Source organism: Pseudomonas fragariae (ex Marin et al. 2024) (assembly GCF_059621105.1).
On sequence record NZ_CM184369.1, the window covers coordinates 2,619,691 to 2,639,920 of the forward strand.

Genomic DNA, 20,230 nt, shown 5'->3' on the forward strand with positions numbered 1-20,230 from the left:
GCGCCACGCCTGATCCTCTTCTGCGCGGAAGGTTGCCATACGCCCTGACCCGGCAGGTATGGAACACCGCGTGGCGACCGGCGTGGACAACGACGTCCTCCGGATCGAGCCCAGGCCTGTGCGCCCTGCGCAGGCGGCTCCAGTCAATGACTGCCTGAACCCGGGCTGTCCTTACCGTTATCTGGAGAACACCATGTCCGTAAAACGCCCCAGCAAAGCCGACTTTCTGATTGCCGCCCAGGACCATGGCTACGACCTGTCAGACAGTCAGATGGAGTCGTTCCTGAGTCTCGCAGACGAAACTCTGGGTTCCTACGAAGCCATCGATGCCTTATACGCTGCCCATGTCGCCCAGCCGGCGCCGTTGCGCGAACACAGCAAACCGGCTGCGGCCGAGAACCTGTACGGGGCCTGGTACGTCAAGACCCACATTGCCGGTGCTGCCAGTGGCCCGCTGGCAGGCAGAACGGTGGTCATCAAGGACAACGTATCGGTGGCCGGTGTGCCCATGGCCAATGGCTCGCTGAGCCTTGATGGTTACGTGCCGTCCGAAGACGCCACGGTGGTCAAGCGCCTGCTGGCCGCCGGTGCGACGGTGATTGGCAAGTCGGTGTGCGAAGACCTGTGTTTCTCCGGAGCCAGTTTTACCTCGGCCACCGGCGCGGTGAAAAACCCCTGGGACCTGACCCGCAACGCAGGTGGTTCATCCAGCGGCAGCGCCGTGCTGGTCGCCCTGCAGGAAGTGGACATGGCCATCGGTGGCGATCAGGGTGGATCGATCCGCATGCCGTCGGCCTGGAGCGGCATCGTCGGACACAAACCCACCTACAGCCTGGTGCCTTACACCGGCGCCTTCCCGATTGAACGGACCATCGACCATGTCGGCCCGATGGCCAATAACGTGCGCGACTGCGCAATCATGCTCGATGTGATCGCTGGCGCCGACGGGCTCGATTCAAGACAGAAAAACCCGCCAGCCGTCAGCTGCGTCGCGACCCTCGATCAAGGCGTTGCAGGCCTGAAAATAGGCCTGCTGCGTGAAGGCTTCGCGATTCCCGGCATGTCCGAGCCGCAGGTCGACGCACTGGTTCGTGCTGCCGTGGCGCAACTGGAAAGTCTCGGTGCGACGGTCGGTGACGCCAGTGCGCCGTGGCACCGCGGAGTGGCGCTGGACATGTGGAATGTCATCGCCACCGATGGCGCGGCCTACCAGATGTTGCAAGGCAACGGTTATGGCATGAATGTCGACGGCTATTACGACCCCGAGATCATGAGTTACTTCGGCGCCAAGCGTCGCGAACACGCCGATGCGTTATCCAGCAGCGTGCGTGCCGTGGCGCTGACCGGGCATTACAGCCTGAAAAACCTGCACGGTGCGTACTACGCCAAGGCGCGGATGCTGGTGCCGGAACTCACCCGCCAATACGATGAAGCCTTCAAGCAATTCGACGTGCTGGTAATGCCGACCATGCCGTTCGTGGCCACCACACTGACCGCCGCCGACGCGCCGATTGAAGAGTACGTGCACAGCGCGTTGAACATGCTGGCCAACACCGCACCGTTCGACCTGACCGGCCACCCGGCCACGTCGATACCGGCTGGTCTGGCCGAGGGCCTGCCGGTCGCCATGATGATCGTCGCGCCGCGCTTCAAGGATGCCCTGGCGTTGCGTGTCGCGCAGGCTTATGAAACCGCCCGCGGAGCGTTTCCCACGCCACCAGGGGTTTGAGTCCGGAGACTGATCGAGGGGCATGCTCGCTCCATGCGAGCGGGTGTGCCCCTTCATCCCTCAAGGCTTCCAGACCTCCACATCCTGCGCATCCACCGCCTTGGGCAGCAGCCCGGCAGCGAAGAAGGCGTCGGCGATATGCTGTTGTTCGTCCAGTTGATCGTGCGTGACTGGCTGGATCTGATAAGCCCGGTTGCTGTTGGCGATTTCAACCGTTTCGATATCCAGATTGCCCCACAAAGGACTCAGCACCTTTGCGGCGTCGCGGGGATTGGCCTTGAGCCAGATGCCTGCCTTGTGCAACTGCTCGTAAACCACGCTGAGCACTTGTGGGTGTTCCTTGGCATAGCCGGTGCCGGTCAGGTAATAGCGCTTGTAGCTGGCCAGCCCTTTGCCGTCAGCCAGAGTGCGCGTTGGCAATTGCCGTTGGGCGCTGGTCAGGAAGGGTTCCCAGGTGACCCAGGCGTCAACCTTGTTGTTCTCGAAGGCTGCGCGGCCGTCGGCGGGCGACAGATAGGCGGGCTGAATATCGGAAAATGCCAGACCGGCCTTTTTCAATGCCGCGATCAGCAGGTAGTGAGAACCCGCCGCCTTGGTGACCGCGACCTTTTTGCCTTTCAGATCCCATAGCTGCCGCACGGGCGAGTTTTTGTGGACGATGATTGCCTGCGCGGAAGGCGAGGCCGCTTCCTGGGCAAAGTAGGTCAGCCGGGCCTGTGCCGCCTGAGCGAAGATCGGTACGGTGTCCGCCACATCCGCGCTGATGTCCACGTTGCCGACATTCAAGGCCTCCAGCAGTGGCAGGCCACTCGGAAACTCATGCCAGGTCACCGCAACGTGCTGTGCGGCGAGGGCTTTTTCCAGAGTGCCCTGTGTTTTCAGCAGCGTGATCAGCGTCGACGACTTCTGGTAACCGATTCGCAGCGTTTCCTGTGCTTCGGCGGGAAGGGTGATGCACAGGGCCAACCCCGCGAGCAGACCTGCCAGCAGCGCACGGCGATAGTCGGTTTGTGTGTGTTTTATCGGTTTGGGCATGGCACGCTCGGTATTTGAAGGTGGCACTGAGTGTCAGGAGTGGTATCCCCACGCAGCGCAATGGAGATGATTTTCGTCAGTAGCCACGCTGGTGATCAGCCTGATTCTGCAAGGCCTGCCCGCTGAGGAAACGGTCAAGGTTGGCCAGAAAGCTGTCGGCTATTTCGTGGCGGCTATTGCTGGAGATCGCCGAGGTGTGGGGTGACAGGCGTACTCTGGGGTGTGCATACAGGGGATGACCGTCCGGCAGGGGCTCGGGTTCGGTGACGTCCAGCGACGCGAGGCCAATGTTTCCCTGGTCCAGTGCATTGAGCAGCGCCTCATGATCAAGCAGCCCACCACGGGCGATGTTGATCAGGTGCAGGCCGGGTTTGGCGCTGTTCAGTACGTCAGCGTTGACGATGTGCCGTGTGGCAGGTGTCAACGGTGCGGCCAGCACCAGATGGTCGGCGCGGGAGAAAAGCTCGTGAATGTCGCGTGTACTTTCGACGCCATCAACCTCGAACGGTGTCTGGCTCTGCCGCAATGCCACAACGTTGATGCCCAGTGCCAGCGCTTTACCGGCCAGGCTGCTACCGATGGCGCCGAAGCCGAGAATTCCGAGCGTAGTGCCCTTGAGTGGCGTCAGTGCAGTGAAATTCCATTGCGAGTCATGCACCCAGATGTCCGGCAGGTGTTTGGCAGCAGCGAAAATGGCGGCCAACGAGAACTCGGCAATGTTTTCTGCCGCGCTGCCCCGCGAGGTGCTGACCGGCGGGCCGTCGAACAGCCAGCCAGGATAGAAGTCGATGCCCGAAGACACCACCTGAATCCATTTCAGGCCATAAGGCCAGCCCGGAGGCGGCGAGGCAGGGGCTTCATAACCATGCACATTGATAGGGCGCGCCAGCAGAATGCTGACCTCGGCAGGCAGGTCGCTCGGCACGCCGGCCGGTACGCCGATGACCCTGGCTTCTGGATGGGTCACTGCAAGCCGCTCGCGGATGACCTGATTGAAGTCATTATCCAGTTGGCTGGCTATCACGAGTCGGGTCATGCCACAGCCTCGTCCGATTGATGGGCGACAGCCTTTGCATAACGATTGGCCGGCACTTCAAGACCGAGATTGTCACGCAGCGTATTGCCAGTGTATTCGGTACGGAACAGGCCGCGCTGCTGCAGCACCGGCACCACCTGTTCAGTGAAGTACTGCAAACCATCGGGCAGAACGCTGTTGATGATGAAGCCATCGGCCGCCCCTGCTTCGAACCATGTCTGTATCGCGTCGGCAACCTGTTCCGGCGTGCCGACGAAGTCGCGGCGGGGCAGGGAGAAGCGCAGGGCGACTTGACGCAGGCTCAGGCCTTCATCTCTGGCCAGTTGCTTGATCCGGTCCGAACCGCCTTTCTGGCTGTTGGAGCCCAGATCGCCCAGTTCCGGGAAGGGTTCGTCCAGGGGGTACTGGCTGAAGTCATGATCATTGAACGGTCGGCCAAGGGCGACGATGGCATCTTCGATCGTCACCAGATCCACGGCCTGGCGATAGCGGCTCTCCACTTCGGCCTCATCACGCCCGACAATCGGGCGAATGCCCGGCAGAATCGACAGCGCGTGCGGATCGCGGCCAAAGCCGCCAGCCCGTTGTTTCAGGTCCTGATAATAGGCGCGTGCCTCATCGAAGCTCTCGGCGTGAACAAAGATCGCATCCGAGTTCTGAGCGGCGAAGTTACGCCCGGCCTCGGAAGTGCCTGCCTGAAAAATCACCGGCTGACCCTGCTTCGACCGGGCGATGTTGAGCGGGCCTTTCACCGAGAAAAATTCGCCCTTGTGGTTCAGCGCGTGCAGTTTGCCTGGCGTGAAGAACTCGCCTTTCTGCTTGTCGTAGGCGAAAGCGTCGTCTTCCCAGGAATCCCAAAGGCCCTTGACCACGTCGATATGCTCCTTGGCGATGCGGTAGCGCACCGCATGTGGCGGGTGTTCGCCCTTGCTGAAGTTATCGGCGGTGCCACTGAGCCACGACGTCACCACGTTCCAGCCAGCCCGGCCGCCGCTGATGTGATCCAGCGAGGCAAACTGGCGAGCGACCTGGAACGGCTCGGTGTAACTGACCGTGACCGTTGCTACCAGGCCGATGTGCCGGGTGGTGGCTGCGAGTGCGGACAGAATGGTCAAGGGTTCGAAGCGATTCAGGTAGTGCGGGCTGGATTTCTCGTGAATGTGCAGGCTGTCGGCAATAAACACAAAGTCGAAGCGGGCCGCTTCTGCCAGATGGGTCTGTTGCTGATAAAAACCTAAATCAACACTGGCATTGGCCAGCGCTTGCGGGTGGCGCCATTCGCCCCAGCCATGGCCGACCCCGTGGACCATGGCGCCAAGTTTAAGGTGTTGTCGTCTACTCATGGAGTGTGCCCCGGACGTGATGAAGAAGGTAGATTCACCTCCGCCTGGCGAAAGGGGTCGGTAATGGGGTCACGGTATGCCTATAAAAAACCGCCGTGAAATTCTTTTTTGTTATAGGTTTATTATTAAATTAAATAATTATTTATGTGATGAGTATGCATAAATTGAATTTTATCCGCTGATTCAGGAGTAAGACTCATGGGTTGGCAGCCCGGTCGCCGAGCAGCGGCAGTTTCATCAGCATGTTCTTCAACGCCAGAGCATCCCATGGCAGGTGTTCGGCAATGCCAAGTCCGACCACGTCCACGACGCTGGCGACGTCTGTCAGCAAGCGGACCACCTGCTCGATAGTCATCTTGCCCTGAGCAACGCCTTCAAAGTCACTGGCCGGGACACCGGGTTGGGCAAACAGCAGAGAACGAAACAGTGCCGGGTCCAGCACGTCCAGGTCCAGATGGATCGCCAGGTGCCTTGCCCCGATGTCCTCAAGCCACTGCAGCACCGGCTCGCTGGAGTGGGCCAGCGCCTGGGCACCTGCACTGCGCAGCCGGAGACGTTTGATGAACGCGGTTTCTACCTCGAGGGTCTCCTGCAGGCCTGCATACATCACATTGGCCGGCTTGACAGGGCGTTTCACCGCGTCGACGAAATCCTTGTCACCTTCGCCCAGCAGATTGCCCATGACCATCGCATGCGCATGCTGGAAGTCTCTGGGTGTCATGACGTCCGGGTGAGCGTCGACCCACAGCACCGCAAGGTCACCGTCGTAACGTTCATTCAGGTAGGCGAATGGCGCGAGGTCGACCAGACAGTCGCCACCCAGAACCACCAGCCGATCCGGCTGATGCCGGTCGATCAGGTGCCGTGCTAGGTCAAGCTGCGCGAGCAACGCATGGCGGGCGATAATGCCGTTTTCCAGTTCAAGTGGTTGATCATCGGGTTCGGTTACGGCCACGTGCTCGACAGGCCCTGACGTGTCCGGTGTCAGCCACGCCAGCAGTTGTGCGCCAAAATGATAAGGTGCGTTGTTGCCGCCCTGCCACTGGGGAAAGATCAGGCGCAGGGTTTTATCGGGGTGGGTAGTCATCGAGGTTTGCCTTCATCACCGTTCATTGGCACGGCGCGCAGAAAGCGCCGTCAGTAGGGCGGTGATACTGATCGACCCGGATGCGGCGTGCTTTGCCTGAACGGTCAATCGCTGTGCCGAAGACGCCAGTCGTCTTATCGTGGCTCCAGCAACTGCTGGGGAGGAATGCCATAAGCGTTTTTGAAGGCTCGACTGAAATGCGAAAGGTTGGTGAAGCCGAAATTCAGCGCAGCGTCGCTGACCCGGTGAACGTGGCGTTTGAGCAGTGCGTCATGGCACGCCGAAAGCCTTTGCTGCCAGAGCCAGCGAATGGCCGTAGTGCCTTCCCGTGCGAACAGTCGATTGAGTGTGCGTGGGGAGACATGAGTCGCCAAGGCAATGTTTTCGGCCGTCAGCCCTGTGTCGGGCAGATTATTCAGCAGGAATTGCTTGATGCGCTGCAGTTGTTGCATTTGATGAGACTGACGTCGGATATCGGTGTCGCCAAACACCGAGTCGAAGGCGGTAGACAGTACGTCCAGCAGTGATGCATTGAGTCGTTCGCTCAGCGGCTCCGATAAACCCTCTGCGTTCCAGGCTTCGGTCAACACGACGGAGGCAACACGACCCAATGCCGAACGGCCATCCAGCGTCCGGCACACCAGTCGTTCGGCACTGGGGATGTGTTGCAGCAACAGCTTGCGGGGCACCGTCAGGACAATCTGATCGTCCCCTTCGGGGTAACGGCATGCGTAAGGCTGTGCGCTATCGTAAAGGACGATATCGCCAGCGCCTTGCCGGGACTCCCTGTCGTTCTGCACGACAAGCGCGTCGGGACACAAAGAGAGCGTGAGGAGGAAGTGATCGCTTTCCCTGTCTTGCTGCAAGCGCCGGTAATGCAGGGGGGATGACTGGATCCGGGTGAAAGTAACGCTACCCTGACCCCTGACGTTCAGTCTGCCGTCAAACGGCGCTTCGTTCAGGGGCTGGCTGGCGACCAGGCCATACGTCGAACTCACAACCTCCTGCCAGGCGTCGAAACGATCCTCGGGTCGTAGTGGTTCGGCTGGGAAAATCATGGCCATGTCTGCCTCTGCGAAGAGCGTTTTTCACGAAGTGATAGGCTTCAAGGTTATCAGACGTTGATCCAGAGCAAGACCCCTGCGTCTACAGTGCTCCAGTGTGACGAAAATAATTGATATGTCGGTGATCCGGCCGATATAGGCCTACGTATGCTGCGCTCTGCTTATCCAAGCCTTCCAGAACAGGAGTTCCATGGATCCGCGTCTTGCTGGACTTTCCTTCTTGCTGACCCTGGGCTGGACTGGCGCAGTCATTCTTGTCATCTGGTTCTATTACTGATGACGGCGAGTTGTTCAAAGCAGGTAAAGGAATGGTGTACCAGGCGCGCTTAGCCGACTACCGGCCAGGCCAAGGGGTGTCTGTGTGTGTGGTGGCGAACCAGTTGCCCTAAAGCTGTTCCGTTTGATGCCGATGTTAATGCTACAGCTACCTGCCAAGTGGAGTCGGTCATTCCATCCGACGCTGATGAACTGCAGTTTGCGCTATGGACGGCATTGAGAAAGACGATTAACCGGCTTGATCGGCAGCCTCCATAGTCCACACATCGGTGTGTCTGACAGGGCTCGCGGAAACCGGCGCTTTATAACAATACTTCCATAGATGCTTACTCGCAGAGTATTTCCACATGTCGACCACAATTGAAACCACCCACAGGGACAAGGCCGGGCTGGAACTTGATCTTCACTCGCTGATGACGGCCATTGACCGCTCCCAGGCGATGATCGAGTTCGATCTTGATGGCAATATCCTGCGGGCCAATACCAATTTTCTGGATTGCGTCGGTTATCGGCTGGATGAGGTCCAAGGTCGGCATCACCGCATGTTCTGCACGCCGGAACATGCATCCAGCGTCGAATATGTGACGTTTTGGGAAAAACTCGGCAAGGGCGCTTTCGACGAAGGGCAGTACAAGCGCCTGGGCAAGAACGGGCGCGAGATCTGGTTGCAGGCGACTTATAACCCGGTGTTCGACGAGCAGGGCAACCCGTTCAAGGTGGTGAAGTTCGCCACAGACGTCACTGCGCAACGCAAGTCCAATGCCGAGTACGAAGGCAAGGTTGCGGCCATCGATCGCTCGCAGGGCATCATCGAGTTCGACCTGAACGGTCGCGTGCTCAACGCCAACGAAAACTTTCTCAAGGTCCTGGGCTATCGTCTGGACGAGATTCAGGGTCAGCACCATCGCATGTTCTGCGAAGACGACTACCTGAACAGCCCTGCATATCGTGCCTTCTGGGCCAAGCTGGAACGTGGCGAGTATGACTCAGGCGAATACAAGCGCATCGGCAAGAACGGTCGCGAGCTGTGGATCAGCGCCACTTACAACCCGATCTTCGACCCGGATGGTCGTCCTTACAAGGTCGTGAAGTTCGCCAACGATGTGACCGAGAGCCGCATTCGTCAGGCTGAGTCCGCAGGCAAGGTGACGGCCATCGAACGTTCTCAGGCGGTGATCGAATTCGATCTGACGGGCAAGGTGCTGCACGCCAATCGCAATTTTCTGGCGGTATTCGGCTACGAACTCGATGAAATCGTCGGTGAACACCACCGTATGTTCTGCTCCGAGGAATTCGTCAGCAGCCTGCAGTATCGTGAGCTCTGGGAGAAGCTGGGGCGCGGCGAGTACGACGCCAACGAATACAAGCGCAAGCGCAAGGACGGTAAGGAGATCTGGATTCAGGCCACCTACAACCCGATTTTCGATGCACAGGGCAAACCCTACAAGATCGTCAAGTTCGCGCTCGACGTGACTGTGGCCAAGGAAACCAGCGTCGAGGACCAGGGCAAGGTGAATGCCATCGACCGCGCCCAGGCCGTCATCGAATTCGACATGGCCGGCAACATCATCACCGCCAATGCCAACTTCCTCAAAGCGCTGGGTTATGGCCTGCTGGAAATCAAAGGCAAGCATCACCGTATCTTCTGTGAGGAAGAGTATGTGCGCGGCACCGAGTACCGTGAGTTCTGGCACGGGCTGGGGCAGGGCGAGTTCTACTCCGGGCGCTTCATGCGTGTCAGCAAATACGGGCAGAAAATCTGGATTCAGGCGACGTACAGCCCGATTTTCGACCACGACGGCTTGCCGTTCAAAGTGGTGAAATTCGCCACTGATATTACCCGTCAAGTCGAGATGGAACAGGCGATAGAGGCCAAGACCCGCGCCATGGGCGAGTCGGTGAAAGCACTGATGAACGCCATTTCCTACGTCGCACAAAGCACCGAGACAGCCACCGATCTGGCCAGAATGACGCGTGAGCAGGCCAGTTCCGGTTCGCAGACGCTGGTCAAGGCGTCCGACGCGATGGGCATGATTGCCAAGTCCGCCGAGGGCATTCAGGACATCATTCAGGTGATCAGCGAGATCGCCAGTCAGACCAACATGCTGGCCTTCAACGCGGCCATCGAAGCGGCCAGGGCCGGTGAGCATGGCCTGGGCTTTTCGGTAGTCGCCGACGAGGTGCGCAAGCTGGCCGAGAAGTCCTCGCGTGCGACCAAGGAAATCAACAAGCTGATTCTGGAAACGGTCAGCCGGATCGAGTCGGGCAACGAGATTTCGCGCAGTGCCGGCGAAGCCTTCGAACACATCGTGGAAGGCGTGATGCAGACCACTCAGGCGATCGACGGGATCAATACTGCCACCGAGAAGCAACGCCTGTCGGCGCAGGAAGTCGAGACCCTGATTGTCGAGCTGCATAAAGCCAACCTGACTGGCTATACCGAAACGCTGAACAAGGTATCCATCGGACAACCTGCATGAGCAGCCTGAATGCCTATGGCGTCGTGCAGGTCAATGGCGTGTATCTGGCGGTGGTTGCCGATGCGTTGATGGAGGCCGTGCACTGGCCCGCTGATCTGAATCCCCATCCGTTGACCCGGGGAGCGCTGCGCGGGGTGTTTACCTTGCGTGGCAAACCGGTGCCATTGGTCGACCTGCGGGCTCAACTGGCGGAGGGCGGCGATATGTCTTCGCCGACGCCACTGGTCGCGATTCTCAAGTATGGCGGCGGTTACCTCGGGCTGGCGATCGATGCGGTGTGCGACATTCTCAAGGCCCGTGATTCTCAGTTCAGCCCACTGGGGCCCGAGGGCAGCGCTGTCGGGCTGCTGCCCTCTCTGCTGCTCGGCTCTGAAGAGTCGCGGATGATCTACAAGCTTGATCTTGCCTTCATGAGTGGTTTGCCAGGCGTACTGTTCGCTGCCGATCCCAACGCGCAAGTGCTCAAGGACGAGGCGCTGGCCGCCAAGAACCGTTTGCTGCATTACCTGGTGTTCGAGTGCGACGGCCGTAACTTCTGTATCGATGCCAGCGTTGTGACCGAGTTGGTGGACGAACCCGAGATCACGGCGTCGGATTTTGCCAGTGACTGCTGCTTTGGCGTCACCTCGGTGCGTGGCACCAAGGTCCCGGCGCTCAACCTGTCCGAAGTGCTTGGCCTGGACCACCAGCGTCAGACGTCCAAGCCGCAGTTGCTGCTGTTGACTGCGCCGGACGGGCGGGTCTGCGGGTTCGGCTACGACCGCATGGTCGCCATTCAGCGTCAGGATCCGGACAGTCTGTTGGCGGCGCCGGGCTATGGCCTGCCGCATCCAGAGCTGCTCGCCGGGGTAATGAACCTGGAGGAGGGGCAGCAAGCCTTGTTGCTTGATCATCCGATGCTGTTGCAGCGTCCGGAAGTCAAAAGCTACACCCAGGTTTACCAACACGACGTCAAACCTGCCCAGGCCTCGCACGATGTGACCAAGGCCATGCTGCGCCACGCCTGCCTGCTGTTCGATGCGCCGACCCGCTTCGTCGCACCGTTGAGCCAGATCGTGGAAATCATGAGCATGCCGCAGCAACTGATCGGCCTGTCGCAGCCGGAAACGCATTTGCTGGGACAGTTCAATCTGCGCGGCGAACAGGTGCCGCTGATCTGCCTGAGCAGCCTGTTGGGCGAAGTGGCACAGGTCCAGGGCGAAGCGTCGCGTGTATTGATCGTGCGTGGCGAGCGGCTGTGCTTCGGTTTTGCCGTGAACCGCGTCGATGCGATCGACGCCTTCAATCAGTTCGATCCGGCCATGCTGGAACAAGGCTGGCAAGCCAGTACCAGCAAGGGCATTTCGGTCAATGACCGGGTCCGTTCGCTGGTCAGCGTCGGCAGTCAGGAGCGCAGCTGGCGCGCGACCCTGCTCGATCTGCAGGGCCTGGCCCGACAGTTGGAATGCAACGTTGATCAGCGCCGCACTGTGCAATCAGTCTGAACCGAATGCTCCGCGCGTGGCCTTATTTGAGTGTTCACCAGCGGAGTCAACGACCATGACTGACAAGAAAGACGAGAAAAAACCGGAACCGCAAAGCGACGTGCCCGCGCACTCGACGCCCGAAGAAAAGGAACGCCTGAAAGACTTCAACAAGGACGGCATCCCGCCTGGGGTTTGCTGATCAGCCTGCGGTAGTGTTCACGTGACGCCCGGTCTGTTCAGGCCGGGCGTTTTCGTTTCTGAAAGCCTGACTGGGCTTTGTCTAGACTCACGCGTCGCGCAGCAGGTCGTTGGCGTTGAGCAACTGATAGGCGATCTGTGGACGTGCTTCCAGGGCGCGGCGGATGGCGGCGGGTATCGATTGGCGCGTCTTGCGGCACAGCCCGACCTTTTCCTCGACGACAATGCTGATGCCGCGCATGGTGCGCACTTCATTGAAGCCCGGCGCGACGTCGACACGCACGCCCAGTTGCTGGAAAATCTTGCGCTGCATGTGCTCCAGGTCTTCCAGACTGTCGATACGCTCCAGGCGATCCAGCAGGCTTTTCTCTGCGTCGCGGGACAGCAGCAGAATCCGCAGGTCTGCATCTTCCGCGTCCAGCAGCTCGCGCTTGCAGTCGCAAGCGCCGGGCGGGCAAGGGTTACGGATTTTCAAAGGCGCGTTCATGGGCGCAGCATAGCGACTGATATGGGCGTCTGACCATAGCTGAGTGCATGTGCGCCGCGCAGTTAAAAAGCCTGGCCCCTGCCGATATTCGCAGCGCTCCGCCGGGGCCTTACAGGTGCCGGATCAATTCGGCCACTTCATCTCGCCCTTGATGACTTTTGCGCTCATCTCCAGCGAAGCCGGCTCGGCCAGTTGCGGCCAGGCTTTCTGCATGGCGTCGATCAGGGCGGCGGAATCCTTGGCCTTGGCGGCCTGTTCTTCGAAGGACTTCAGGTAGTCGGCGGTGAACGTCACAGCCTGGGTGCCTGACGGGATCTCGCCCAGATAATGACCCGGAATCACGGTGGCCGGTTTCAGCGCCTCGATGCCCTTGAGTGTCGCGAGCCAGTCCTGACGCGATTTCGTGCTTTGCGTGTCAGCGATCCAGACATGGATGCCGCTGGAGACCACGACACCACCGACTACCGCCTTGAATGAGGGAATCCATACGTAGCTGCGCTCGGGGGCCGGGCCGTTCAGGCCTTTGATCTGCAACGGTTGGCCTTCAAGCGTCAGGTGGTCGCCCTTGAGTACTTCCGGCACAACCAGGCTGGCTGGCGCATTGTCCTTGAGAATCGGGCCCCAGTAGGCGAGTTTGCCCTGCATCGACGCCTTGATCGCCTTCACGGTAGGCGCGCTGGCGACGATCTTCGCTTTGGGGAACGCAGCTTTGATGACGTCCAGACCGAAGTAGTAGTCCGGGTCACTGTGGCTGATGTAGACCGTGGTGAGTTGCTTGCCGCTGGCCTTGATCTTTTGCACCAGGGCCTCGGCGTCGTTGCGCTGGAACTGCGCATCGATGAGCACCGCGTCATGCTTGCCGGTGATCAGTTCGGATGACACCGGGAAGACGGCTTTTTCAGCCGGGTTGTACACCTCGATGGCCAAGGGGGCGGCGGCCTGGGCTGCGAGAGGGAACAGAGCAGCGAAGGACAGGGCAAGCAGGGATTTACGCAACATGGGTACGACCTTCGTTCGGGCAGGACTGAGGTGGTTATCTTAGGTTGCCTCAGGTGAAACAAAACCCTCAGTATTGGCAACTATTGATTGCTTATATCGGACGAATCGTGGATCGGATCATAGCGGCAAGGGTATTCATCGCCATCAACGACAGGGGCAGCCTCATTGCCGCCGCCGAGGCGCTGGATATGTCTCGGGCAATGGTCACGCGTTATCTGGCGCAGATGGAAAGCTGGGCCGGAGCGCGACTGCTGCACCGGACTACGCGCAAGCTCGGCCTGACCGCCCCCGGGCAGGTGACGCTGTTGCGGTGTCAGCAATTGGTCGAGCTTGCCGACGCGGTGCCGCTGGCGGCCGATACGCAAGTCGACGAGCCGCGCGGCATGCTGCGCATCGCCTGTTCGCAGTCACTGGCCCTGGCCGTTCTGGCACCCGCGGTGACGGCTTACCTGCAACGCTATCCCGGCACCTCGGCAGACCTGCTTATCGGTAACGAGGCCGTGGATCTGGTCAGCGAGCGAATCGATCTGGCGATCCGCATCACCAATCAGCTGGACCCCAATGTAATTGCCCGTCCACTGGGGCAGTGCGCTTCGGTGGTGTGCGCTGCTCCAGCCTATCTTGCCGTGCACGGCACGCCGTCCAGGCCACAGGAACTGCCTGCCCACAATTGCCTGACCTATTCGTACTTCGGCAAGAGCCTCTGGGAATTTACCCGCCAGCAGATGCCGCTCAGTGTGCCGGTCGGCGGCAACCTGAGTGCCAACGATTCAGTGGTGCTGCTGGAGGCCGCAGTGGCGGGCGCCGGTATCAGCCTGCAACCGGTGCATTCGGCAGCGCCGCTGATTGCGAGCGGCAAGCTGATCGCCCTGATGCCGGAGTACCAGCCACGGGCACTGGGGATACACGCGATCTACACTTCGCGGCACCACCAGTCGGCAACGCTGCGCACTTTTCTGGATTTTCTGACTGAATGGTTTGAGAGGGACGGAGATTAGATCACCTGCTGCGTCCAGAACGGCATGCCCGCGTGGAGCATGGGCACGATAGGGGATGCCCATCGTTCCTCACGCTCCGTGTGCGCGGTATCAGGTCTTGAACTTGCGTACCAGGCCGTCCAGTTCGCTGGACAGCATCTCCAGACTTCTGGAATCCGCGCGGGCCGAGTCCGAGAGTTGAGCGATCAACTGCGCATCACCATGGATCTGGCTGATGTGCCGGTTGATGTCTTCGGCCACCTGATGCTGTTCTTCGGCGGCAGTTGCGATCTGGGTGTTCATGTCGCGAATCACATCCACTGACTCACGGATTTGCCCGAAGCTGCTGCGTGCCTGTCCGATCTTGGTCACCGACTGCTGCGACACGTCGAGGCTGGCATGCATCTGTTGCGCCACCGAGGCAGTACGTTTGGCCAGGTTGCCCAGCAGGCTGTCGATTTCGGCGGTCGAGTCCGAGGTGCGTTTGGCCAGTGCGCGGACTTCGTCGGCTACGACGGCGAAGCCGCGGCCCTGTTCGCCCGCACGTGCTGCCTCGATGGCGGCGTTGAGCGCCAGCAGGTTGGTCTGCTCGGCAATCGAGCGGATGGTGTTGAGGATCGACTGAATGCCTGCGCTGTCTTTTTCCAGTTGCGTCATGTCCTTGGCCGAGCGGGTGAGTTCTTCGCTGAGCTGGTCGACGCTGCGCACCGCATCGTCGATCTGCCGCTGACCTTCACGCGCCTGTTGCTGACCGTTGTCTGCCGAGTCGGCGGCCTGGCTGCAGGAGCGGGCGACTTCATTGGAGGTGGCGACCATTTCATGAAACGCCGTGGAGACCATATCCACCGCTTCGCGCTGCCGGCCAGCAGCTTCGGCCATGTCGTTGGAGACACGTGTCGAGCTGTGTGAGGCTTCGAGAATCTTCCCGGCGGCCTGACCGATGTGCTGGATCAGGCTGCGAATCGCGGTCAGGAACTTGTTGAACCAGCCCGCCAGTTGCGCGGTTTCATCCTTGCCGCGCACGGCGAGGTTCTGAGTCAGATCGCCTTCACCGCCCGCGATGCCTTCCAGGCCGCTGGAAACGCTGTGGATCGGACGCACGATAACGCGGGCAAAACTGGCACCGACAATCGCAAAGACCACCGCCAGCACCGCCGCGATGATGCCGATCAACCAGGTCAGGCGGGTGGCCGAGGCCATCACTTCGTCCTGTTTGATCAGGCCGATGAAGTTCCAGCCCAGTTGTTCGGACGAGTAAACGTTGGCCATGTAACGTTCGCCGTTGAGTGTCACCTCGACCAGACCACTGGCGGTTTTCGCCAGCTCGCTGAAGCCGTCGCCCAGTTCACCCAGTTTCTTGAAATTGTGCTCGGGCTGTTTGGGATCGACCAGCACCGTGCCGTTCTTTTCCATCAGCATCAGATAGCCGCTTTCGCCCAGTTTGATCTGCTTGACGATGTTGGTCAGCTGCTTGAGCGATACGTCGATATTGACCACGCCGCCAGGGTTGCCCAGTTTGTTGGGAATCGCCCGGATGGTGCTGACCAGTACAGCATCGTCGTTGGCCCAGTAATAGGCATCGCTGCGCACAGTCTTGCCGGCATTGGCCATTGCAGTCTTGTACCACGGCCGCACACGCGGGTCGTAGTTGCTCATTTTCGGGTCTTCCGGCGTCATGATGTAGCTGCCGTTGATCAGACCATAAGAGACGTAGGAGTAGGCCGGGTGAGCCTTGGCGATACTGGCGAACAGCTCGGTCGCCTGCCTGTCATTCTCGGACTGCGGAGGAGGCGTTGCGCCCATGTAGTTGCGGAAATCGTCGCTCGCCCCGGCGATCAGCGGGTGCGCCGCGATGTAATTGACGTTCTGCGTAATGCCGTCGAAAAACAGCTGCATGGCGTTGTCGACCTGGCGAATTTCACGCGCGCTGCTGTCCACGAAATCACTGGTCGCCTTGTCACGCAGGTTCACGACCACGATGGCGGCGACGACTAATATGGGCAAGCACGCAATGACTGCGAACGCCCACGTCAATTTTTGTTTGATATTCATTCGAGCTCCGGGATGTCCGTTACTGCCGCAAGTGTTGGGCGCTGCATGGGTGCAGTCTGCGCCCCGAGGCGTTGGCCTGAAGGGCGCTCTTATGGTCTACCAAGAGTTCAACGGCTTTATGCCAGCATTCTTTAGGTGGCGTGGCGGTAACAGACACTTGTTGTCGTTCATGAGCACGAAACGACCTTTACTCACTGATGCAGTAACCTGTTGTTCATAGGTAGCGCCCTCCAAACTCGGTCATGGCATCCAGCATTGCGTCCTTAAAGTAAGCCAGTGAAGCCCGGTCAAAGAGGATCTGGAAACAGGGTTCGGCCTGCGCGCCGAGGTTGATGACGATCACATTGATGCGCGCTGCCGAGGTCTGCGCCACCGAACCGGGAGCAAAAGCCCCCGGGCGCAGATCCACGCCACACAGTTTGGCCATCACCTCGGCGATGCACGGGCCACTCAGTTGCAGCCAGGCATGGCTGTCTTCGCGCGGCAGCAGGTAGTTGGCGCTGTGGTCCAGCTCCCAGCGAGCTTCTTCATCAGCGATGCGCTGCCCGTCATCCAGCGGGCTGCCCAGCAGCAGGTATTCGGTCTGCGAAAGGCGTGCGACATGGCTGCCGTCCGCCTGTGTGATGGCGCGGTTCGGTGCCTCGGGCAGGCTGAAACCGCGTGCCGTCAGGTAGTCAGCGCTTTGCGTGCCGCGAAATCCCACGCGTGGCCGATCGGTCAGGTCTTGCAGTGTGCACAAGGCCCGCGGGTTGGCGCCGACAGGACTGTTCTGGATAAGGCTGGTCATGGGTCAGAGCTCCTGGCGCTGGTTTTCAGGGTCGAAGAACGGCAGTTTGACGACGGTTGCCTGAACCACCACACCGTCTTCGACGCGGATCGGAATCTGCTGGCCGGGTGTGCTCTGGTCGAACGCGGCATAGGCCATGCCGATGATCATGCCCAGGGTCGAGGAGTACTCGCAGGACGTCACGTTGCCACTGATGTCCGGGCCTTTGAGCACCAGATGCCCCTCAAGCGGCAGCGGGCTGGCTTTGGGCAAGGTGAAGCCAACCAGCTTGCGCTTCTGCGGCTGGGCTTCGAGGATGTCCACCGAGCGGCGGCCGACGAAGAAAGGCTTGCTGCGGCTGACCGCCCAACCCATGTCGATCTCGGCCGGATGGGTCATGCCATCGGTGTCCTGACTGATGATGACGTGGCCTTTTTCCAGACGTAACAGCCGTTGCGTCTCGACGCCGAACGGACGCATGTCGAAGGCCTTGCCAGCCTCGACAAGTGCATCCCAGAGCCTCAGCGCGTGACGAGCGGGGACGTGGATCTCGTAGCCCAGTTCGCCGACGAAACCGACCCGCAACAGCCGCGCCTTGATGCCGGCGACCGTGCCCAGGCGCACGCCAAGATAAGGGAAACCCTCGGCAGACAGATCAAGGTCGGTACAGACCTGCTCCAGCACCTTGCGCGAATCCGGGCCCGCCACGTTGACCGCAGCAATGGCCGCCGTGACGTTGGTGATGTCCACGTTCAGACGCCACTGGGCATTCCACTTGAGCATCTGCTGATAAATGCGATCCACACCGCTGGTGGTCGCGGTGACGTAGAAATGCTGTTCGGCAAAGCGCGCGCAAACGCCGTCGTCGATGACCACGCCTTGCTCGTTGGTCATCAGCGCATAACGCGAACGCCCGACCGGTTGTTTGAGAAAGGCGAAGGTGTACAGGCGGTTGAGCAGCTCGGCGGCATCGGGGCCGCGTACGTCCAGGCCGCCGAGTGTCGACACGTCGATGATGCCGACCTTGTTGCGTACGTGCAGCGCTTCATGCTGCATGCATGCGTCGCGTTGCGAGGGTTTGCCATAGAACGCCGGACGCTGCCAGATCCCGGCAGGCATCATTTTCGCGCCTGCCTGCACATGACGCTGGTGCATGGGCGTCTGCCGATACGGATCGAAGGCACGGCCTGCAACGTGTGCCAGTTTCTCTGCCTCGAAGGGCGGCCGGGCTGTGGTCACGCCGGTTTCACTGATACTGCGCTGGGTCGAAGCGGCCACCAGTCTTGCAGTCGGCAGTGCCGAGTGACGACCTTGCGACGGGCCCATGCCCACCGTGGAATAGCGTTTTACCAACTGGATGTCGCGATAGCCGATGCGCGTGGCATTGACGATATCGCGTACCTGAAGGTCTTCGTCGAAGTCGACAAAATCCTTGCCGTCAGGGTGCGGGAAGATCGGCCAGGCGAAGTTGACCTGCGCTTCGCTGCGCAGCGCGGCTGGGGTGTCAGCCGAGGTCAGGCCCAGTGCCGAGACCACGCTGGCGGCGGCATGCGCCGCATCGGCCATTACGTTGTCCAGCGCGTGGTAACCGTTGACCGAGCCTGCGATGCTCAGGTTCTGCGGCAGGCTGCTGATGGCGAATTCGGCCTGTTGATCGTCATAGGCCAGCTTGCCGCCGGCCTGACACAACAACTGGTAGACCGGCATATAGCCGCCGGACATGCACAGCAGGTCGCAGTCGACACGCGAACCGCTGTTCGCCACCTGCCCCTGGCCGGTGATCTTGCGCAGCTCGGCGCCGCTCACATGGCGCATGCCTTTCTCATGCAGCGCTTCATAGACCGTTGTGTTCACGTGGCAGACGATGCCGCGCTTCTCCAGCGCAAGCCGCAGCGTCCGGTCCGACGGGCTGTTGCGCATGTCGGCAACTGCGACCACGTCGACGCCCTGATCGTGCAAATCCAGTGCGGCGAGGTAACCGTCATCATTGCCGGTCAGCACCACCGCGCGTTTGCCGGGCTTGACGGCGTACAACTTGATCAGACGCTGTGCAGCACTGGTCAGCATCACGCCGGGCAGGTCGTTGTTGCGGAAAATCACTGGCTGATCGAATGAGCCGCTGCACACCAGACAGTGTGTGGCGCGCACCTTGTACAAACGCTTGCCCTGAATCACCGGCAGGTAGTTGTCGGTGAACCAGGCATTGCAGGTCGCCTGTTTGAGCACCTGGATATTGTCATGTGCTTCTACCGCAGCGACCAGTTCACGCCGCAGTTGCTCGGCGCGCAGGCCGTCGACATCGAAGCGGGCATACGCCAGTGAACCGCCGAGGATGGGCTGCTGTTCGATCAGCAACACCTTGGCGCCGGCATTGGCAGCGCTCAGTGCCGCCTGCAAGCCGGCAGGTCCTGCGCCAATCACCGCCAGATCAGTGAACAGGTAGGCCTTGTCGTAGTACTCGGGCTGGAAGGTCAGGTCCAGCACGCCAAGGCCGGCCTTCTTGCGAATGATCGGCTCCCAGACCTTCCACATGCCCTTGGGCTTGTAGAACGAGCGATAGTAGAAACCCACCGGCATGAACTTCGAGAACTTGCCCAGGTACGCGTCCCGATCGTTGTCCAGCGAGCCGTTGAAGTTCTGGCCGGAGGCCTGCAAGCCTTCCTGCAGGGCAACGGTGTCGGCCATTACGTTGGGCTCGTGAGGCAACTGGATAAGGCTGTTGGCATCCTGCCCGGCCATGGTCAGCGGGCCGCGCGGGCGGTGGTACTTGAACGATCGCGAAAGCAGGAAGCGACCGTTGGCCAGCAGGGCACTGGCAATACTGTCGCCCTGCAGGCCCTGATAGGTTTTGCCATCGAAGCTGAACGTGAGCGGCCGGGTGCGATCGATCAGCAGGCCCATGGGCGCGGGCAGGCGGGCGGGGGTGGTCATCCTGCGATCTCCTTGGAGGCGAGAGGTGTGAAGTCGATGCGTGCGGTAAATAGTTCGCGTGGGTCGAAGGTGCGGATGATCTCGTCGCTGCCAGTGTGGCGCTCGGCCAGGAACCAGTAGCTGGAGGGGGTGTGCATCCACCACTCGCGCACCACGCCCAGCGTGTCCTCACTGTTGAACACGTAATCGGCCCACTCGCTGTCGCTGCAGGTTTGCGGGTCGGGCATGTGTTTGAATTCCCCGCCGTAGGTGAACTCGCTGATGTTGCGCGGCCCGTTGAGCGGGCAGGTCATGATTTTCATGT

General features: G+C 60.4%; 15 protein-coding genes and 3 pseudogenes. 6 read left to right on the forward strand and 12 right to left on the reverse strand.

Features of this window, described 5'->3' with window-relative positions; genetic code table 11:
* Nucleotides 1-58: 58 nt before the first annotated feature.
* Entirely contained in the window at nucleotides 59-1,729 is a 1,671-nt protein-coding gene (locus tag AC54XV_RS11680; protein ID WP_003407309.1) for an amidase, read from the forward strand.
* Between the two features lie 60 nt (nucleotides 1,730-1,789).
* Here AC54XV_RS11680 and AC54XV_RS11685 read toward each other — a convergent pair whose 3' ends face one another.
* From AC54XV_RS11685 to AC54XV_RS11705, 5 genes are all read right to left on the reverse strand, one after another.
* Nucleotides 1,790-2,764 carry an aliphatic sulfonate ABC transporter substrate-binding protein gene (locus AC54XV_RS11685; protein ID WP_024642893.1) on the reverse strand — a complete coding sequence of 325 codons (975 nt, stop codon included), beginning with the start codon at nucleotides 2,762-2,764 and terminating at the stop codon, nucleotides 1,790-1,792.
* 76 nt (nucleotides 2,765-2,840) lie between these two features.
* On the reverse strand, nucleotides 2,841-3,800 hold the full coding sequence (locus tag AC54XV_RS11690) for a D-isomer specific 2-hydroxyacid dehydrogenase family protein (protein WP_011267509.1): 960 nt from the start codon (nucleotides 3,798-3,800) through the stop codon (nucleotides 2,841-2,843).
* Nucleotides 3,797-5,143: an LLM class flavin-dependent oxidoreductase gene (locus AC54XV_RS11695; RefSeq protein ID WP_024642892.1), complete on the reverse strand. Its 1,347-nt coding sequence runs from the start codon at nucleotides 5,141-5,143 to the stop codon at nucleotides 3,797-3,799. Before AC54XV_RS11695 ends, AC54XV_RS11690 begins: the two co-directional genes overlap by 4 nt.
* A gap of 196 nt (nucleotides 5,144-5,339) precedes the next feature.
* Entirely contained in the window at nucleotides 5,340-6,230 is an 891-nt protein-coding gene (locus AC54XV_RS11700) for an arginase family protein (RefSeq protein ID WP_024638468.1), read from the reverse strand.
* A 134-nt stretch (nucleotides 6,231-6,364) separates the two neighbouring features.
* Nucleotides 6,365-7,294, reverse strand: coding sequence for an AraC-like ligand-binding domain-containing protein (locus AC54XV_RS11705; RefSeq protein WP_058822649.1), 930 nt, complete (start codon nucleotides 7,292-7,294; stop codon nucleotides 6,365-6,367).
* A 716-nt stretch (nucleotides 7,295-8,010) separates the two neighbouring features.
* Between AC54XV_RS11705 and AC54XV_RS11710 the strand changes: the two are divergent.
* The 4 genes and pseudogenes from AC54XV_RS11710 to AC54XV_RS11725 all read left to right on the forward strand — a co-directional run.
* Nucleotides 8,011-9,375, forward strand: a pseudogene (locus tag AC54XV_RS11710) (PAS domain-containing protein); the annotation flags it as partial.
* A gap of 207 nt (nucleotides 9,376-9,582) precedes the next feature.
* A pseudogene (locus AC54XV_RS11715) lies at nucleotides 9,583-10,050 on the forward strand (methyl-accepting chemotaxis protein); the annotation flags it as partial.
* Nucleotides 10,047-11,534 (forward strand): chemotaxis protein CheW, encoded by a 1,488-nt coding sequence (locus AC54XV_RS11720; protein WP_058822648.1) that lies wholly within the window; start codon nucleotides 10,047-10,049, stop codon nucleotides 11,532-11,534. The pseudogene AC54XV_RS11715 and the gene AC54XV_RS11720, both read left to right, overlap by 4 nt.
* 55 nt (nucleotides 11,535-11,589) lie before the next feature.
* Nucleotides 11,590-11,715: a hypothetical protein gene (locus tag AC54XV_RS11725; protein ID WP_003315538.1), complete on the forward strand. Its 126-nt coding sequence runs from the start codon at nucleotides 11,590-11,592 to the stop codon at nucleotides 11,713-11,715.
* An 87-nt stretch (nucleotides 11,716-11,802) separates the two neighbouring features.
* Here AC54XV_RS11725 and AC54XV_RS11730 read toward each other — a convergent pair whose 3' ends face one another.
* Both AC54XV_RS11730 and AC54XV_RS11735 read right to left on the reverse strand, forming a co-directional pair.
* Entirely contained in the window at nucleotides 11,803-12,201 is a 399-nt protein-coding gene (locus AC54XV_RS11730; protein WP_024642887.1) for a hypothetical protein, read from the reverse strand.
* A 123-nt stretch (nucleotides 12,202-12,324) separates the two neighbouring features.
* The gene (locus tag AC54XV_RS11735; protein WP_058822647.1) at nucleotides 12,325-13,200 is read right to left on the reverse strand and encodes an MBL fold metallo-hydrolase; all 876 of its coding nucleotides are present in this window, start codon (nucleotides 13,198-13,200) and stop codon (nucleotides 12,325-12,327) included.
* Between the two features lie 107 nt (nucleotides 13,201-13,307).
* Here AC54XV_RS11735 and AC54XV_RS11740 point away from each other — a divergent pair, with 107 nt between their 5' ends.
* The gene (locus AC54XV_RS11740) at nucleotides 13,308-14,198 is read left to right on the forward strand and encodes a LysR family transcriptional regulator (RefSeq protein ID WP_058822659.1); all 891 of its coding nucleotides are present in this window, start codon (nucleotides 13,308-13,310) and stop codon (nucleotides 14,196-14,198) included.
* 90 nt (nucleotides 14,199-14,288) lie between these two features.
* Here AC54XV_RS11740 and AC54XV_RS11745 read toward each other — a convergent pair whose 3' ends face one another.
* The 5 genes and pseudogenes from AC54XV_RS11745 to AC54XV_RS11765 all read right to left on the reverse strand — a co-directional run bounded on the left by AC54XV_RS11745 (nucleotide 14,289) and on the right by AC54XV_RS11765 (nucleotide 20,228).
* Nucleotides 14,289-15,056, reverse strand: a complete 768-nt coding sequence (locus AC54XV_RS11745) for a methyl-accepting chemotaxis protein (RefSeq protein WP_370661140.1) — start codon at nucleotides 15,054-15,056, stop codon at nucleotides 14,289-14,291.
* A 90-nt stretch (nucleotides 15,057-15,146) separates the two neighbouring features.
* A pseudogene (locus AC54XV_RS11750) lies at nucleotides 15,147-16,229 on the reverse strand (HAMP domain-containing protein); the annotation flags it as partial.
* Between the two features lie 214 nt (nucleotides 16,230-16,443).
* Entirely contained in the window at nucleotides 16,444-17,016 is a 573-nt protein-coding gene (locus AC54XV_RS11755; RefSeq protein ID WP_003407283.1) for a sarcosine oxidase subunit gamma, read from the reverse strand.
* 3 nt (nucleotides 17,017-17,019) lie between these two features.
* Entirely contained in the window at nucleotides 17,020-19,926 is a 2,907-nt protein-coding gene (locus tag AC54XV_RS11760; protein WP_058822646.1) for a 2Fe-2S iron-sulfur cluster-binding protein, read from the reverse strand.
* Nucleotides 19,923-20,228: a sarcosine oxidase subunit delta gene (locus AC54XV_RS11765; protein ID WP_058822645.1), complete on the reverse strand. Its 306-nt coding sequence runs from the start codon at nucleotides 20,226-20,228 to the stop codon at nucleotides 19,923-19,925. Before AC54XV_RS11765 ends, AC54XV_RS11760 begins: the two co-directional genes overlap by 4 nt.
* Nucleotides 20,229-20,230 lie beyond the last annotated feature (2 nt).

Coding starts and splice junctions, on each gene's coding strand:
- AC54XV_RS11680 (WP_003407309.1), top strand. CDS start 59: ATGGAACACCGCGTGGCGACCGGCGTGGACAACGACGTCCTCCGGATC.
- AC54XV_RS11685 (WP_024642893.1), bottom strand. CDS start 2,764: ATGCCCAAACCGATAAAACACACACAAACCGACTATCGCCGTGCGCTG.
- AC54XV_RS11690 (WP_011267509.1), bottom strand. CDS start 3,800: ATGACCCGACTCGTGATAGCCAGCCAACTGGATAATGACTTCAATCAG.
- AC54XV_RS11695 (WP_024642892.1), bottom strand. CDS start 5,143: ATGAGTAGACGACAACACCTTAAACTTGGCGCCATGGTCCACGGGGTC.
- AC54XV_RS11700 (WP_024638468.1), bottom strand. CDS start 6,230: ATGACTACCCACCCCGATAAAACCCTGCGCCTGATCTTTCCCCAGTGG.
- AC54XV_RS11705 (WP_058822649.1), bottom strand. CDS start 7,294: ATGGCCATGATTTTCCCAGCCGAACCACTACGACCCGAGGATCGTTTC.
- AC54XV_RS11720 (WP_058822648.1), top strand. CDS start 10,047: ATGAGCAGCCTGAATGCCTATGGCGTCGTGCAGGTCAATGGCGTGTAT.
- AC54XV_RS11725 (WP_003315538.1), top strand. CDS start 11,590: ATGACTGACAAGAAAGACGAGAAAAAACCGGAACCGCAAAGCGACGTG.
- AC54XV_RS11730 (WP_024642887.1), bottom strand. CDS start 12,201: ATGAACGCGCCTTTGAAAATCCGTAACCCTTGCCCGCCCGGCGCTTGC.
- AC54XV_RS11735 (WP_058822647.1), bottom strand. CDS start 13,200: ATGTTGCGTAAATCCCTGCTTGCCCTGTCCTTCGCTGCTCTGTTCCCT.
- AC54XV_RS11745 (WP_370661140.1), bottom strand. CDS start 15,056: ATGGCCGAAGCTGCTGGCCGGCAGCGCGAAGCGGTGGATATGGTCTCC.
- AC54XV_RS11755 (WP_003407283.1), bottom strand. CDS start 17,016: ATGACCAGCCTTATCCAGAACAGTCCTGTCGGCGCCAACCCGCGGGCC.
- AC54XV_RS11760 (WP_058822646.1), bottom strand. CDS start 19,926: ATGACCACCCCCGCCCGCCTGCCCGCGCCCATGGGCCTGCTGATCGAT.
- AC54XV_RS11765 (WP_058822645.1), bottom strand. CDS start 20,228: ATGAAAATCATGACCTGCCCGCTCAACGGGCCGCGCAACATCAGCGAG.